We start from the raw sequence: 15,366 nt of genomic DNA, 5'->3' as shown, positions 1-15,366 counted from the left end.
ATCGAAAATCTACAATTTACAATCGCCACGCCGCTAAACTGGTAGATAGATGGGCTGTCCAATGAATGCTACTGCGTAAGCCAAAAACTTGTGGAGAAAGGAACGTTAATTGAGTTTCGGCTGCATGGAGAGCGGCGTCTTGCTGTTGCAGAACGTCAAGAAGGCAAAACGCACTGGATTGTGGTAGACGAGAAAGGTCAATCCCACACCATCCATCCCCGACAAATGACCTATAAGATTGCAGGTGAAAGCTATAAACCTGCACAAATTTCCAGCTTCCTCCAAGAGGTACAGCGCTATCTGGACCCAACTGGCTTGGAGGTAGCATGGGAATTATTGGTAGAGGATGGAACGAGCGTTACAGATGTGGAAATGGCGTCAGTGCTGTTTTCTGACAAAAGTGCCCCCCTATGTTACGCAGCGTACTATTTGCTATCTGAAGATAGACTTTATTTCAAGCAAAAAGGCGAGCGCTACGAGCCGCGTCCTGCTACTCAGGTAGCAGAACTAAAACATCAGATAGAAGTCGAAAAAGAACGGCTCTTGCGGCGACAAGAATTTGTAGAGCGCGTGCAAAAGGCGCTGGCTGGCGAACAGGTAGAGTGGGAACGCCGCGAACGTCAACGCCTGGAAGCCATTGAAAAATATGCGGCTCTATTGACAGATGTCGTTCGTGCTGGACTCAATCAAGAATCTCTGAATCGCGCCTATCCCCCTCCAGCACCTGTTTTGGAAACAATGAGCGAGCTTGGACGCCCCGGAACTCCCCAAGCTGCGTTTCAACTGCTGGTGGATTTGGGATTGTGGAGTCCTCACGAAAATCTATATCTGCGGCGCAGTCAGATCCCCGTTCACTTTCCAGACAAGGTGATAGAAGTGGCTAAGCAGTATGCTGAGTTCGCGCCGAACGATTCGGATGAGCACCGATTAGATCTGACTCATTTGAAGGTGTACACGATTGATGATGAAAGTACAAAGGAAATAGACGATGGATTGAGTATGGAAACCCTCGCCGATGGGCGTCAGCGGCTTTGGATACACATTGCCGACCCCTCGCGCTTGGTTTCCCCAGGAGATGAATTAGACTTAGAAGCTAGACGGCGTACCACAACGTTGTATTTACCGACGGGGATGATTCCGATGTTCCCGCCGAGTTTGGCAACCGGGCCGATGAGCTTAGTCCAAGGAAAAATTTGTTGGGCGCTGAGCTTTGGCGTGCTTTTGGATGAAAAAGGTGCCGTAGAGGACTATTGCATCAGTGCCAGCTTAATTAAGCCGACCTATCGCCTGACTTACGACGATGTGGATGAGATGCTGCAATTGGGTATCCAGGCAGAACCAGAGATAACAGCGATCGCTTCTTGGGCGAAACGTCGCCAATCATGGCGGCAGTCCCAAGGCTCGATTAACATCCATATGCCAGAGGCGATGATTAAAGTCAATGGTGATGAAATCATCATTGAAATTTTGGAAGACTCACCCGCACGGCAATTGGTGGCAGAGATGATGATTCTCACGGGTGAAGTGGCTGCCCATTACGGCAAAACTCACAATATTCCTCTGCCCTTTCGCAGTCAACCCCAACCCGAACTTCCCTCAGAAGAGGAACTATTGCAGCTGCCCGCAGGACCTGTGAGATTTTGTGCAATGCGGGGATGTATGCCCCGTAGCGAAATGAGCCTCACGCCGGGACGACACGCCGGTTTGGGGCTGGAAACCTACGCTCAGGTAACATCTCCAATCCGCCGCTACAGCGACTTGCTGGCGCATTTCCAAATAAAGGCGCATTTACGCGGCGAACCCACGCCATTCTCAGCGCAAGAGTTACAAGAAGTTATGCTGGGTATCGGCACCGCCTCCCAAGAAGCAAGGTTAGTAGAACGCCAGACAAATCGTTATTGGGGGTTAGAGTACCTGCGGCGTCATGGCGATCAGGTTTGGCAAGCGCTGATGCTGCGATGGTTGCGAGAAGATGACCGATTAGGATTAATTTTGTTAGAAGATTTGGGATTAGAGTTGGCGATGCGGTTCACCCACTCAGTGGCACTTGGCGATCGCTTGGAAGTCCGAGTCAGCCATGCCGATCCCCGGCAAGATGTCATTCAGTTCCGCCAGCTTATCGATCAGGAAGCTCAGCCAGCTGGCACGTAAAAAAATAGTGCAAAGGATTGATTCGACAGGACTGAGTGAGAAAATAGTGCTGAGGACTACCTCAAGAGGAAGAAACAGAAAATAGATTTCGCGTTTCCCCTGATGTTTATTTTTTACCTCAACGATCGGTCTTCAGCTTTCAGTCCTCAGTCCTTTCCAGCGGGGCGAGAAAAGACAAGCTATGAATAACATTCGCAAAACTATCGCCATTGTCGGAATCACCACAGTAATTGGTGGAATTCCTACTGCTGTCTACGCTCAGTTGCCGCCCAGCCAGTTACTGAGTGCTGCTGATAATAATAAGGCAACGATGAGCGCGGTTGATTTATACAACCGGGGCGTTGATAAACTAGACGCCGGTGATTATGAGGGGGCGATCGCAGACTTTGACGAAGCGATCCGTCTTGCTCCCCAGGATGCAGAGTCTTATTACAACCGGGGGTATGCCCGTCACATCCTCGGAGCTTATCAGCAAGCAATCGCAGATTACACTGAGGCGATTCGGATTAATCCTGAGTACGGAAATGCTTACGGCAACCGGGGATATTCCTACTATCTTCTCGAAAACTATCAACAAGCGATCGCTGATTCTACGGAGGCGATCCGACTCAATCCCAAAGATGCAAGTGTCTATATTAACCGAGGCAATGCTCGCGACGATCTAGGAGAAACTCAAGCCGCAATTGCCGATTTTAACCAAGCTTTACAAATCGACCCCAAGAATGCCAGAGCTTATTACAATCGGGGTTTAGCTTACAACCGGCTAGGACAACATGCCAAAGCGCTTGACGATTATACTCGGACGGTAAATTTAGATTCTAAATTTGCTGAAGCCTATTACAACCGCGCAATCACCTACTTACGATTGAATAATCGTCAAGCGGCAGTTGCAGATTTTAAGAAATCCGCAGACCTTTTCAAGTCCCAAGGAAGAACAGAAAGTTACCAAGACGCCCTAGAAGCGACAAAAAACCTTCAACGGTAAACCTACGTTCAATTCAAAGTAGAAGGCAAAAGACAAAAAAACGAAATTCTGTTTCTTTTTACGTTTAACTTTTTACTTTTGCCTTATTTCACCCGTTCCTGAAAAGTATCAGGTGGGTGCTTAGCCTACATTGGATGCCGAAATAGCAACAAATATTAAGCTGCTAAGCAAAGCGATCGCGCCAATTCCCATGAAGAGATAGTTGCGCTTTTGATCCTGGGTTGGCGGTTCTGCTTTGTAAACTTTTGGTTCTACTGCAAAATTGTTCAAACGTCCGCCGTCTTCGGTTGTATATCTCATGAATGATATCCTTATCTGGGATTTATTTTGTAAATAATTGTAACAAAGAATCGGGTCAATGTACTCTATCTTTTGCATGAATTATTTACACTACTTCCGCCAGAGGAGAGAATCTTGGTACCGACTAAGTGCAGGAGTGCCAAGGAGAGGTTGAACTTACATTCTCCTCAGCCCCTTTAGCCTTTAACTGGTAATCGTGCCAGTCAGGGGAGAACTGGGGTTGGCGTAGACTTTTACAGGGATTCGTCCGGCTTGATAGGCGAGACGCCCAGCCTCAACACCCAGAGCCATTGCGCGACCCATCGCGGCAGGATTTTTCGCCCCAGCGATCGCACTATTGATCAACACGGCATCAGCCCCCATCTCCATTGCCTGCGCTGCCTCACTGGGCGTAGCCAGTCCGGCATCCACCACCACTGGCACCCCAGCATTCTCAATAATGATTTCAATATTCGCTGCATTCTTGATGCCCTGTCCGGAACCAATCGGAGAACCCAAAGGCATCACCGTCGCACAGCCAACCTCTTCCAATCGTTTAGCCAGTAACGGGTCAGCATTGATATAAGGCAGAACTGCAAAGCCTTCCTTCACCAGTTGCTCTGCCGCTTCCAAAGTGCCAATTGGGTCGGGCAGGAGATACTTTAAGTCAGGAATCACCTCTAACTTGACAAAGTTATTGTCTTCTTGACCCAAAAGTTTTGCCATCTCCCGCCCCAGACGTGCCACTCGAATCGCCTCTTCAGCCGTTTTACAGCCAGCCGTGTTGGGTAGCATCCAGATTTTTGTCCAATCCAACGCTTCAGCCAGCCCTTCATGTCCGGGCGCTTTTGTTTGTACCCGGCGCACCGCCACCGTAACAATTTCGCAACCGCTAGTCACAATACTTTGCTGCATTTCTTCGATGCTGCGATACTTGCCGGTACCAGTCATCAGGCGAGAGCGAAAAGTCCGACCCGCAATAATTAAAGGATCGGATGGCAGGGTTTCCAAGGAATGATTCATCTGTAGGGACGAGCCTTGAATTCTCCCGGATTCAGAAGGATGGCTTATTTGAAGCATTTTGGGGGTTGCATTGATGGGTTTAGATCCAGCGTAGAACCTGGAGTAGTGAAAATGGTCTAACAGGGGATCGGACTTTTGCTCCCAAATCAGGTCTGCCACTAAGGAAGCCGTCACGGGTGCCAGCAAAATTCCGTTGCGGTAATGACCCGTTGCCAGCGTTAAATTCTTGCAGGCGCTAGAACCGAGAATCGGCAACTCATCGGGTGTCGCCGGTCGAAATCCCCACCAAAATTCCTGGATGGGAAAGTTCTGCAAAGCGGGATAAAGGCGAATCGCGTTTTCCAATAAGGTTTTGATTCCGGCTGGAGTGTTATGGGGTGTGAATCCCACATCCTCGCTAGTGGCTCCCACGATCAGTTGTCCATTCCGACGCGGCACGATGTAGATTTCCTCACCAAACAGCACCCGCTTGAGAGGCAATCCCTCCTGGCTGCCACCAGGCACTTGCACGGACAACATTTGACCTTTTTTCGGGCTGACCGGAATTGGCAATAATTCATTTGACCAAGCCCCGGTGGCTAAGACATAGTGTTGAGCGCGAAAATCCCCAGATGCTGTTCTGACGCAGTTGATTCTCCGGTTCTGTTGCTGGAGGGCTTCAGCTGCCACGCCTTCATGGATATCTACACCTAATTCCCTCACTGCCACCCGCAAGGCTTGAACTAAAGCCCGATTGTCTACTTGACCATCTTCGGGATACCACCAACCACCAACAACGTCTGAACCCAGTCCGGGTTGAATTTGATGAATTGCATCTTTATCTAACCAATGTGCTAAGGAGTGAGGACTGAGGGCTGAGGACTGAGGATTGAGATAAACGGGTGCCAAGATGCCGCTAGGCCAATAGCCGATAGATACCCCTGCGATCGCTTCCAGTTTGCTTGCCCAGTCCGGATACAAATCCCGACTCCGCAGACATAAATCCAGCATTGCGCCCGTCGGAATCCCTTCTGCTTGGGGTGCTAGCATTCCAGCAGCAGCATGAGCCGCTGCGGAGTTGAAGTCGCGGCACAAGACGGTGACGGTTGCCCCCCGTAAGCGAAGTTCGAGGGCGATCGCTAAGCCAATCGCACCGCCGCCGATGATGAGAATGTCACTTTCTGTATTCATATAGATATAGTTGCTTTAACTAAAATCCGACTCTAAGGCTTTCCATAAATCAACGCATACGCCTTAGAAAAAGATGGCGTCCTAATTTAAGCCTAGTCAAGAAGCGTTGCCAATGAGCGGTAGCGATCGCTTTAGTCTTGGTCATGACGACGGATTGCTTCGGAACACCAGGCGCTCCGCAAAACCATCCCTCCTCCCCTTTCGGTGATTGATGTTAGCCTCTTCCCGCCCCTCTGCGATCTTCTCCCTGACTGTGAACTCAACTCGGATTCCTAGAAAACTGTCTCTCAAAAATTAATAATTATTCATCAAAATCCCCACTTTACTTGCAGATGCCTCTGTGACCCTTTTGATTAGCCATCTGCTTCAGGCAGTGTAGCCGATTAGGCGAAGTCAATCCGAGTTATAGGTACAGTTTAAGACTTTCTCGACGAGCGACGTTGTTCGCAGAGTCCTAAATAGCCTCAAATTATCGGTTTCACGTTGTAGCGTGAGCGTCTTCTCTTCGCCCCGAGCTTTTTGTCTTTTGTTCCCCATTCTTAATTAAGAGAGTACAAAACCTCTTAAATATTTAAATTGCAGCTTTATCAGCATTTTTAGCAAAAGAAAAACATTAAAGAATTATCTATTTTCTCAATAATCGCGATTAGTACCTAATCCATTCCTCCATCCCCTTTATTTTCTGCGGCAGTTGGACAATAATGCAGTTCATACCCAGATAAAAAGCAATCTACGGCTGGCTTTCTTCGGCAGCGACTTTATTCATGCCCTGCCTAACACCAAAGACAACCATCCTGGTTTGAAATGAAACTATAGGAGACGAAGCGCGTGAAACTGTCAGTATACGGAAAAGGCGGAATCGGCAAATCCACAACCAGCTGCAATATCTCTGTGGCTCTAGCCAAGCGCGGCAAGAAAGTCCTGCAAATTGGCTGTGACCCCAAGCACGACAGCACCTTCACCCTGACCGGCTTCCTGATTCCCACAATTATCGACACGCTTCAAGAAAAGGACTACCACTACGAAGATGTCTGGGCTGAAGATGTCATCTACAAAGGCTATGGCGGCGTTGATTGCGTAGAAGCAGGGGGTCCCCCAGCTGGTGCCGGTTGCGGCGGTTACGTGGTAGGCGAAACCGTGAAGTTACTCAAGGAACTGAACGCCTTCGATGAGTACGATATCATTCTGTTTGACGTACTCGGTGACGTGGTATGTGGCGGCTTTGCAGCTCCCCTCAACTATTCTGACTACTGCTTGATTGTCACTGACAACGGCTTTGACGCCTTGTTTGCAGCCAACCGGATTGCCGCTTCTGTCCGTGAAAAAGCTCGGACTCACCCCCTGCGTCTCGCCGGATTGATTGGCAACCGCACTGCTAAGCGCGACCTGATCGAGAAATACATTTCTGCGGTACCGATGCCAGTGCTAGAAGTGTTACCGCTGATTGAAGACATTCGCGTTTCCCGCGTTAAGGGCAAAACTCTGTTTGAAATGGCAGAGACTGACCCCTCGCTCAACTACGTCTGCGATTACTACCTCAACATTGCCGACCAAATTCTGGCGCGTCCAGAGGGTGTTGTGCCTAACGATGCTCCAGACCGCGAGTTGTTCTCCTTGCTGTCTGATTTCTACCTCAATCCCACCAAGCCAGAGGTGAAGACTGAAGAACAAGAGCTAGATATGATGATGGTTTAGGGATCTAAGGATGGAGAATGGATCAATGCTTTTAGTGTCAATCTTGACGTGCGTATTGTTATGCACCATTCTCCAAACCAAATTATTTTCACCAGCATCAGCATCAAGCCCAACTGTGAACACCGAGCAGCTATGTCCTGAGCAGCTACGTCCTGAGCAACTACGTCCTGAGCAGCTACGGGAATCGGTCAGAGCCAAATGGCTAGACTACTATCGAAAAAATCACCACTGGCTCAATCATCTGCAAGTCTGGGTGACATCTGAAGGACAAAGACGCCCTACCTCCAGCTTCATTTTGGCGACGCTATCGACTCTAGACCCGCAATTTAATGAGATGCTTCCCCTGATTGTGGACCTCAATGCAGACCCCGACCGAATTGTGGCGAGCTTTGGGCTAGACTTCGATCCCGACGATGAGCTAGAGGCAATACCGGCTGCTCCCGACGATGAGCTAGAGGCACTATCGGCTGAAAAAACAGATACAGAGGAAGTCAGAATGCTACCTCCGGCTGCTCTCAATGTTGCTCAATCAGCCAGTCGTATCGCTGCTAAGGTGGATGAATCTTGCGAGGGAGTTTATAAAAAGCATCGCTTTCCTTGGCAGCGTTAAAAGTTAACATCAGTATTGGCAGGATGAGCTAACAGAAAGTATGACTTTATTTTGAAAACTTTACATCTGCTTTGAAGCAGAAGTGCTTGGAATATTTTCAAGCGAATCGTTCCTGGATCGCTCTGCAAATGAAGCTTAAGGATGCAGAGATTATCGCTCTAATCCCAGCTCCTGAGTAATTTGTCAATAGTTATGAGTCATTAAGTCAGAATTTCTTGGTCTCTGGAATGACTAATAACTAATCACCTTTTGACTAACAATCAATTAAAAATTTGAGAGGAAACCTTTACTATGACCCTTGCGAATACAGAACCGGAAGCGCTTAATTTTGAGTGTGAAACTGGAAATTATCATACATTTTGTCCCATCAGCTGCGTAGCTTGGTTGTACCAAAAGATAGAAGATAGTTTCTTCCTAGTTATTGGTACAAAAACCTGTGGCTACTTCTTACAAAACGCGATGGGGGTGATGATTTTTGCGGAACCCCGCTATGCGATGGCTGAGTTGGAAGAAGGAGATATCTCCGCTCAGTTGAATGACTATGAAGAGTTGAAGCGGCTGTGTTTGCAAATTAAGCGCGATCGCAACCCCAGCGTCATTGTTTGGATTGGCACCTGCACCACCGAAATCATCAAAATGGATTTGGAAGGCTTGGCACCCAAGCTAGAATCCGAAATTGGCATCCCCATTGTGACGGCTCGCGCCAATGGTTTAGACTACGCCTTTACCCAAGGGGAAGACACCGTACTGGCGGCGATGGCTGCCCGTTGTCCCGATAAAGCACCCGTGGTAGAAACTGAGAAGAAAGAAAGGAATGCGATCGCTTCTCTGCTCAACTTCGGCAAGAAAAAAGAAGATGTTGCCGCCGATGAATCGGAATATGTCAAGCATCCGCCACTGGTTCTCTTCGGTTCTCTCCCCGATCCAGTTGTTACCAATCTGACACTGGAACTGAAAAAGCAAGGCATTAAAGTTTCTGGTTGGTTACCATCCAAGCGTTACACCGAATTGCCAGTTCTGGAAGAAGGCTACTACGTCTCTGGCATGAACCCCTTTCTCAGCCGCACCGCCACTACGCTGATGCGTCGCCGCAAGTGCAAACTCATCGGCGCACCCTTCCCCATTGGTCCCGATGGCACCCGCGCCTGGATTGAGAAAATTTGCTCGGTGTTTGGGATTGAACCCAAAGGGCTAGATGAGCGGGAAGCGCAAATCTGGGAAAATCTGGAAGACTACGTCCAGTTGATTCGCGGCAAATCTGTCTTCTTCATGGGCGATAACTTGTTGGAAATCTCTTTAGCTCGTTTCCTGGTGCGCTGTGGCATGACTTGCCCGGAAATCGGCATCCCCTACATGGATAAGCGCTATCAAGCCGCTGAATTGGCGCTGCTAGAGAAAACTTGCCACGAAATGGGTGTACCAACGCCTAGAATTGTGGAGAAGCCGGACAACTATAACCAAATTCAGCGTATTTACGAACTGAAGCCAGATTTGGTGATTACTGGTATGGCGCACGCCAACCCACTGGAAGCACGTGGTATCAATACTAAGTGGTCTGTTGAGTTCACTTTTGCTCAGATTCACGGCTTTACAAATGCTCGTGACATTCTGGAGTTGGTGACTCGTCCGCTGCGCCGGAATAACAACCTTAAAGATTTGGGTTGGGATAAGTTAGTGAGAGAAGAAGCGAAGATTTAAGAACCTCGCCCCTTGTCCCTTTCCGCTTTTCGGTGAGGGGCGTAATAGATAATAAATAGTAGGAGCGATCTAGATGCGATCGCTCCTATTACTTTTATTAGTAAAGTTAGGTCATCTTGATAGAAGGGTCGAATTGCGATCGCTTTTTTACCCAACTACAGAAGACGCGAAGGAAGAGAGGAAGCACTCGCAAACACAGGATAACTATATGAGTTCTTTAACTAATAACTACACCAAACTTCAGTAATATTCTGGGCAGGCAATCATCCAAATTCTTGATATGTTCATCCGATAATTCGATTAAGTTGAGCTGGTACTTCTGATATAGCTCCTGCTTAACTCGCTTACGTGCCGCATACTCTTGATCGTTGTCGTATCCCCAATACTCGATATACACTCTCCCTGATGGAAGATAAAAGTCACAGTACGCTTCTTCCTCAATGGGTAGTCGTCGTTCGTAAGCATGAACGATTCCCGAAACATACAACCAATTATCAATCAGAGCTTCAGCCTTTGATCGAACCCAATGCCCATCAGTGGTGCGATGCTGTGCGCTAGCCCGAAACTTCTCGCGAAACCCTTGTTCGCTGGTTGCTTCCTTGGTACTTGCTTCTAAACTATCACCATTGATACTTTGGATAGTCGTGAGGAACGCTTGATTCGTCAGAATCGACTCAGACCAGAGAACGTATAGCATGCCGTCTTGCGAATAAGTTTTTTGCACCGCACCGAAGTTAATTCCTAACTTGGTAGCAACCCAGCCGTTCTGGTCTTTGCTCAACAATCCTAATTCAGCCAAAATGGGGTTAACTTTGTGCTTGGGTATTGCCAGTTTCTCGCTGATGCTGGTAGCGGACAACAGCGATGGGGAAGACGATGGCTGAGGCTTCGGTTTAGGTTTTGGTGTGGGTGACGCTTGAGTGTTGTTAGCCTTCCAATGCTCGTAACACAATTTATGACCTGGTTTAGAAACTTGTTTAGTACATTTTGGTTCAGTACAAATTTCCATTGATGAAAGTTCATTAAGCTTAGATACGGCATTGGCTAGCTTCATGAGCGATCGCTCTAAGTTCATATCAATATACACAGCTAAACTGCTGGGTATTTTAACAGTCCTCAAAGACGCTCCGATTCAGGAGTAATACTGAATTTCAACCTAATTGTATGGCACCATCAATAAATGCTTTCCAAGTTTTTGTTAGTTCTTCAGTTTTCAGTTGGTAGTTTGACTGTGCGAATTAGATAGGAAAAGGCATTTTTGTCAGAAAACGTACTGGCTTGAAATGCTACAAAGGCTTCCGGAAGGGTTGTGCAGTTACAAAAACCACTTTAGTTTTAGCTTGTCTGAGTTAGAGCGATCGCACTCCCCTTTTTTTGCACTTGCGTAGCATTCCACCCCAGTTTAGTCAGAGGCAGCTAGAATTAAATGAAACTTTGCGCGATCGCTCAGGATCGTTCCCTGCACTAAAACGCGGTAGGAGAAAAAACTGTATGAAAACAAAATTATCTTTGGTTACGATCGCTTCTAGCACTGCGATCGCTAGTAGCATTTTGTTGGGTTCAGTCAGTTCCGCTCAACCCTGTTCGCTTAGGTCTACTTATTATCGAGAACGGTACGAGCAAGCGAGTTGGTTACGTTCTCCATTAGCAGCAGTCATTACATTACCTGGAATCGCCCTCGCAGCAGCACTCTATCTTGGCGGTCGTTCCTACCAGCGCTAGGCAAATTTGAACTGTACCGCAGGCATCTGGCATTGGGTTTTTCGGAGCAAAATTGCTTGAGAAACAAAAGACGCGATCGCTATCCTAGCTCCAACCCAAACCCCGATCGGAACAGCGTTAGAAGCAAGCGATCGCCCCAAGCCCTAACTAAAGAGGGCTTTCTCTATGCCGTTGTCAGATAGCACGTTATACTGTGTCGTGTTATTCCTGCTCCACCTGACGCAGCGAGGCTGTCATGGGCGCTACTTTACGACAGATTGCCACGTATCTAGACAATCAAGGTTGGAAATATCATATTGACGAAGAAGCGTACCGGATTCTGACGGGTGTACAAGCTGAAAACGTAGACGAATTCTTGATTGTTGTCCAGCTGGATGAGGATGGGGAATTTTTCAAGGTATTTGCGCCCCAAGTTATATCTGGAGTTAAAGATCATCCTTACAAAGAAGCGATCCTCCAGACAATGCTGTGCATTTCCTGGGAAACCAAAATGCTGCAATGGGAATATGACCCAAACGATGGCGAAATTCGTGCCATCATTGAGTTTCCCTTAGAAGATTCAAGTCTTACCGAAAAACAATTCAACCGTTGTTTGTCAGGTTTAATTCAAATTATTGATAATGTAGCGATGCCTCGACTGAAAGAGGTGATGGCAACCGGCAAAGATCCAGGCGATCGAGAATTGGGAGAAAGGCTACTGCTTACCCTTCAAGAAGAAGCTCCTGGATTACTGCAAATGTTGGAGAGAGCGATGGAAGCGCGTAAGAAGCGGGGACTATTCCCATCTGAGTGAATCTGAATCCGGGCACGAAGATCGCTATACTCCAAAGTAATAACCTTACGATTGAAAAGCGAATTTCCTGGGGCTGGACGACTATGACATCCTATGCAACCTCTTCTGCTAGAGCTGAGATGAGCGAACTCCGGCGGTTAAAAACCTTACTGCCGCCAGAATTGCAAAGCTGGGTAACAGTCGAAGGAACGACTGAAGTGAATCCACCCCTGATCCGCTGTGAAGAAATTGGCAAGGATCAAATTGAGGTTCAAATTGATCTAGTGAAATGGGATCAGCTAGCACTCGATCAGCGGAATTTACTGTTTTGGCACGAAGTCGCCCGAATTCAAAACGACACCATCCCTAGAGATGGCTGGGAAATGGCAGCGCTTGCAATTGGTTTAGGCGGTGCTGTCGGCGAACTGTGGGTGCAGGATGGCTTGCTGTTGATATTAGCCTTAGCCTTGTGTGGTGTCTCAGGCTGGAGATTGTATCAAAAAAACAGTGGGGAGAAGCAGGTAAAAGAGATGATTGAAGCGGATGAAAAAGCGATCGCGCTTGCTACCCGCTTTGGTTATTCCCTCCCCAACGCCTACAAAAGTTTGGGTAGCGCTTTGAAAGCTTTGCTGGAGCTAACCCCAAACAAACGGCAACGGAGCAAATACGAAACGCGGCTTTCTGCCCTCAAGCGTAGCGCTGCTAAAGCTAAAGCTAAAGTCAAAGGCGCACGCGAGGACTCAATATAAAGACTCTTCCGATGCGATCGCATCCAAATCTTCGTTACCAGGCGTAAGCTGAGTAACGAGATTGAAGAATTCTTCTGTTTTACATGAGTGCCTGTCTTTCCCCAAATTCGGGTGTACCTTTGGTACACCCGAATTTGGGCACTGTTTACATTGCCTTTTTATTGCCGCCGCTTAAGCAACAAACCGCCAAAACCCAGTAGCATTAATCCAGCCGTTGCCGCTGGTTCTGGCACCTTTTCCGGAGGTACAAACCCCTCTAACTCTGTAGCACTAGCTTTGAACGAGTAGAGGTAGCCTGGAAGTAATTTTTGTCCGGCGGGACAGCCGCTATCAATAGATACGAGAGTAAAGGCTGTACCATCTGTGCAAACATCCTGCTGACCAGCATTCCCCTGAGTCACACTAAAGTCGTTATCCGTGCCAAGGATAATTGCGTAGGAACCATCCGTTAGCTTAGGCCCGATTGTCAAACCTTCCAACTTCTCAGGGATTACTTGACCACTCGCCTTCAGCTGCGCTGCAACATCTAAAAACAGAGACTTGCTAACAGGTATTACGCCAGATGGTAAAGTATTTGTACCTATCAAGCTGATGTTGCTGACATCTGTGGCACCTGTGAGATCAATTTTGTAAACCCGCTTACTGGCGACTGGGGCTTCACTTAGAGGATCGGCTTCGCCCACGCCGCGATTATCGCGTTCCAGTACTAGGAACTCATTGTTATTAAGGGCGGTAATGGCGCTAATGCCAATATTACGACCTTGAGAATTCTGCCCAAAATCGTCATCAGTTCCGGGAATGCGATCGTTAATAGCGGCAAGACTTTCTAGCTGGTAAATATATTGGGCAACGCTATCACCTGTTGCCGTATCAAACTCCACAATTCTCAAGTTCTGGCTGCGTCGTCCATCGGGACTTCCCTCAGTTACGAGCGGGTCTTGCAGCATCGCATACAGTTTTCTACCGTCTGGGCTAAGAGTCACTCCCTCAAAGCCTCGGTTATCCTGGCGACCGCTAGTAAGGATTGGGCGACCATCGACATAATTGGGAACGCTTCCAGCTAGAGGAAGTATGTTGCTTGGAGTGGCAAAGGCCCGGATGAACGAACCAGTCGAAGTGAACTCATAAACAGAGGGGCCATACTCGTCTGAAACGTAGAAGTTGCCGTTGGGTGCAACTGCAAAGCCTTCTGGATCGAAGCTAAGACCCAGAATTCCGGTATCGCCGTTGAGTAACTGGGGGTTCAACCCGTTGAAGTTCTCACCGTCCTTAGTAAATAAAATGGTCTTCAGCAGCTTGAAGTTGCTAATCGTCCCCGTGTTTGGGTCAACATCCAGCGAAAATTTCTGAACTCGGGTTTCGTAGGAAAGTACACCGCCTCCTGGACCGCGATCGCCCAAACCGTAGTACACATTCTCGTAGCGATCGTAATATAGATCCGAGAAAAAACCTAAGCGATTGATGTTAGCACCACCATTGCCGCCATTAGTCGGGAATAGATCCGTACTTTCCCCCGGAATCGCCAGAGTATTAACCAGGGAAGCGGCATAAGTACAGGTGGTATTTGCCGTGATAGAGAGCGTAGATAGTGCCAGCGAGCAACTAACCGTCCAAAGCCAATGCTTTGCTTTCATAATGTCTTAGCCTCAGAACTTTTACTATCACGAGCATCAGACGGTTACTTTAAAAGCTGGTTAAAGATAACTTTAAAGCGGTCTTCCACACAGTAATTTCACATAAGTATTCCGGTTCTTCATCAATTCTTTATTCAACTACACAAATTTACTAATCAGGATTCGTAGTTCCTGAGAATTCCTGATGAACCATGAATAATTCTAAAGTTGACCCAGCATTTTGTGAGTCTGTGGCACAACTCGCACTTGTTTGAGACTTCGCTTCATTAATGCCTGCCACTCCAGAACCTGCGCGGGGGTTGGGGCAAACACTGGCAGATGATGGGGCATTTGTAGGGGTGTTACTGGCTGTAAAAACACCGGGATAGCAGGGCTAACTGCTGCCACCAATTCAGATGCCTGTTCCAGCTCAGATGGCTCAGTTTGGCTAGAAATAATTAATTTGACAAAACTATCAACCCGTGAGTCATGGCAAAGCTGGAGAAATTCCCTGTGCGCTTCCCACCTTTGTTCTCCACTGACGCTAGGCAGCTTCATATCCATGCCTACAGAGTCCAGGAAGGGCAAAATCGGGGCTAGTTGTTCTGGACGATGACCACCAGTTTCTAGGTAGAGTGGCAACCCTGTGGAGTGGCGCAAAACAGGCAGAAATTTAGCTAGGAAGGGAGCATGAAGCAGCGGTTCGCCACCCGTGAGGCTGATGCTGTCGTGCAAACCGGGTTGATTTTGCCGTTCAATCCATTCTAGTAACACCGAGCTAGACACTAGACCTCCTGCATGAATCAGTGAGTATGTGCCAGTTCGTAGTTCAACAGTCCCGCAATCAAGTTGAAGCGTAAGCCAAACCGCTTTCTACGATTGCGATAGCGTCCCGAAAA

Annotated in this window: 13 protein-coding genes and 2 pseudogenes; 9 read left to right on the top strand and 6 right to left on the bottom strand. The window is 47.9% G+C overall.

The genetic code is table 11. From position 1 onward, the window contains the following. The first annotated feature begins 90 nt into the window (after positions 1-90). Entirely contained in the window at positions 91-2,151 is a 2,061-nt protein-coding gene (locus tag NDI34_RS13295; protein WP_348232886.1) for a ribonuclease R family protein, read from the top strand. A gap of 181 nt (positions 2,152-2,332) precedes the next feature. Beyond that, on the top strand, positions 2,333-3,136 hold the full coding sequence (locus tag NDI34_RS13290) for a tetratricopeptide repeat protein (protein ID WP_348232885.1): 804 nt from the start codon (positions 2,333-2,335) through the stop codon (positions 3,134-3,136). A 120-nt stretch (positions 3,137-3,256) separates the two neighbouring features. On the opposite strand, the gene NDI34_RS13285 is transcribed toward NDI34_RS13290, so the two are convergent. Both NDI34_RS13285 and thiO read right to left on the bottom strand, forming a co-directional pair. Then, the gene (locus tag NDI34_RS13285) at positions 3,257-3,436 is read right to left on the bottom strand and encodes a ssl1498 family light-harvesting-like protein (RefSeq protein ID WP_190412567.1); all 180 of its coding nucleotides are present in this window, start codon (positions 3,434-3,436) and stop codon (positions 3,257-3,259) included. 183 nt (positions 3,437-3,619) lie between these two features. Continuing rightward, positions 3,620-5,608, bottom strand: coding sequence for a glycine oxidase ThiO (thiO, locus tag NDI34_RS13280; protein ID WP_348232884.1), 1,989 nt, complete (start codon positions 5,606-5,608; stop codon positions 3,620-3,622). A gap of 828 nt (positions 5,609-6,436) precedes the next feature. On the opposite strand from thiO, the gene bchL reads away from it, so the two are divergent. From bchL to NDI34_RS13265, 3 genes are all read left to right on the top strand, one after another. Then, complete coding sequence (gene bchL, locus NDI34_RS13275) at positions 6,437-7,303, top strand: ferredoxin:protochlorophyllide reductase (ATP-dependent) iron-sulfur ATP-binding protein (protein WP_190412565.1); 867 nt, start codon at positions 6,437-6,439, stop codon at positions 7,301-7,303. Positions 7,304-7,328: 25 nt separating this feature from the next. Further along, on the top strand, positions 7,329-7,913 hold the full coding sequence (locus tag NDI34_RS13270; protein ID WP_190666968.1) for a DUF5331 domain-containing protein: 585 nt from the start codon (positions 7,329-7,331) through the stop codon (positions 7,911-7,913). Positions 7,914-8,204: 291 nt separating this feature from the next. Then, entirely contained in the window at positions 8,205-9,611 is a 1,407-nt protein-coding gene (locus tag NDI34_RS13265; protein ID WP_190412562.1) for a ferredoxin:protochlorophyllide reductase (ATP-dependent) subunit N, read from the top strand. A gap of 217 nt (positions 9,612-9,828) precedes the next feature. Here NDI34_RS13265 and NDI34_RS13260 read toward each other — a convergent pair whose 3' ends face one another. Beyond that, positions 9,829-10,731, bottom strand: coding sequence for a hypothetical protein (locus NDI34_RS13260; RefSeq protein ID WP_242031415.1), 903 nt, complete (start codon positions 10,729-10,731; stop codon positions 9,829-9,831). A 371-nt stretch (positions 10,732-11,102) separates the two neighbouring features. Between NDI34_RS13260 and NDI34_RS13255 the strand changes: the two genes are divergently transcribed. The 4 genes from NDI34_RS13255 to NDI34_RS13240 all read left to right on the top strand — a co-directional run bounded on the left by NDI34_RS13255 (position 11,103) and on the right by NDI34_RS13240 (position 12,854). After that, a complete protein-coding gene (locus tag NDI34_RS13255; RefSeq protein ID WP_190412561.1) occupies positions 11,103-11,333 on the top strand; it encodes a hypothetical protein in 231 nt (76 codons plus the stop codon). A 56-nt stretch (positions 11,334-11,389) separates the two neighbouring features. Further along, positions 11,390-11,515: a hypothetical protein gene (locus NDI34_RS13250; RefSeq protein ID WP_277878948.1), complete on the top strand. Its 126-nt coding sequence runs from the start codon at positions 11,390-11,392 to the stop codon at positions 11,513-11,515. Between the two features lie 53 nt (positions 11,516-11,568). Further along, a complete protein-coding gene (locus tag NDI34_RS13245; RefSeq protein WP_190688006.1) occupies positions 11,569-12,126 on the top strand; it encodes a hypothetical protein in 558 nt (185 codons plus the stop codon). A gap of 83 nt (positions 12,127-12,209) precedes the next feature. Beyond that, positions 12,210-12,854, top strand: a complete 645-nt coding sequence (locus NDI34_RS13240; RefSeq protein ID WP_190429385.1) for a DUF3318 domain-containing protein — start codon at positions 12,210-12,212, stop codon at positions 12,852-12,854. Between the two features lie 158 nt (positions 12,855-13,012). Here the strand turns inward: NDI34_RS13240 and NDI34_RS13235 are convergent, their stop codons facing one another. From NDI34_RS13235 to NDI34_RS13225, 3 genes and pseudogenes are all read right to left on the bottom strand, one after another. Continuing rightward, entirely contained in the window at positions 13,013-14,491 is a 1,479-nt protein-coding gene (locus NDI34_RS13235) for an esterase-like activity of phytase family protein (RefSeq protein WP_348232907.1), read from the bottom strand. A 198-nt stretch (positions 14,492-14,689) separates the two neighbouring features. Then, positions 14,690-15,244: pseudogene (locus NDI34_RS13230) on the bottom strand (radical SAM protein); the annotation flags it as partial. A 26-nt stretch (positions 15,245-15,270) separates the two neighbouring features. Next, a pseudogene (locus tag NDI34_RS13225) lies at positions 15,271-15,366 on the bottom strand (IS5/IS1182 family transposase); the annotation flags it as partial.

Source organism: Trichocoleus sp. DQ-U1 (assembly GCF_039961925.1).
Lineage (GTDB): Bacteria > Cyanobacteriota > Cyanobacteriia > Cyanobacteriales > FACHB-T130 > FACHB-T130.
Note: the sequence above shows the minus strand (reverse complement) of the source record. Positions and strands in the feature narration are given on the sequence as shown.

Bases quoted from the DNA above. Each gene is read 5' to 3' on its own strand.
- NDI34_RS13290 (WP_348232885.1), top strand. From the start codon at position 2,333: ATGAATAACATTCGCAAAACTATCGCCATTGTCGGAATCACCACAGTA.
- NDI34_RS13285 (WP_190412567.1), bottom strand. From the start codon at position 3,436: ATGAGATATACAACCGAAGACGGCGGACGTTTGAACAATTTTGCAGTA.
- thiO (WP_348232884.1), bottom strand. From the start codon at position 5,608: ATGAATACAGAAAGTGACATTCTCATCATCGGCGGCGGTGCGATTGGC.
- NDI34_RS13270 (WP_190666968.1), top strand. From the start codon at position 7,329: ATGCTTTTAGTGTCAATCTTGACGTGCGTATTGTTATGCACCATTCTC.
- NDI34_RS13265 (WP_190412562.1), top strand. From the start codon at position 8,205: ATGACCCTTGCGAATACAGAACCGGAAGCGCTTAATTTTGAGTGTGAA.
- NDI34_RS13255 (WP_190412561.1), top strand. From the start codon at position 11,103: ATGAAAACAAAATTATCTTTGGTTACGATCGCTTCTAGCACTGCGATC.
- NDI34_RS13245 (WP_190688006.1), top strand. From the start codon at position 11,569: ATGGGCGCTACTTTACGACAGATTGCCACGTATCTAGACAATCAAGGT.
- NDI34_RS13240 (WP_190429385.1), top strand. From the start codon at position 12,210: ATGACATCCTATGCAACCTCTTCTGCTAGAGCTGAGATGAGCGAACTC.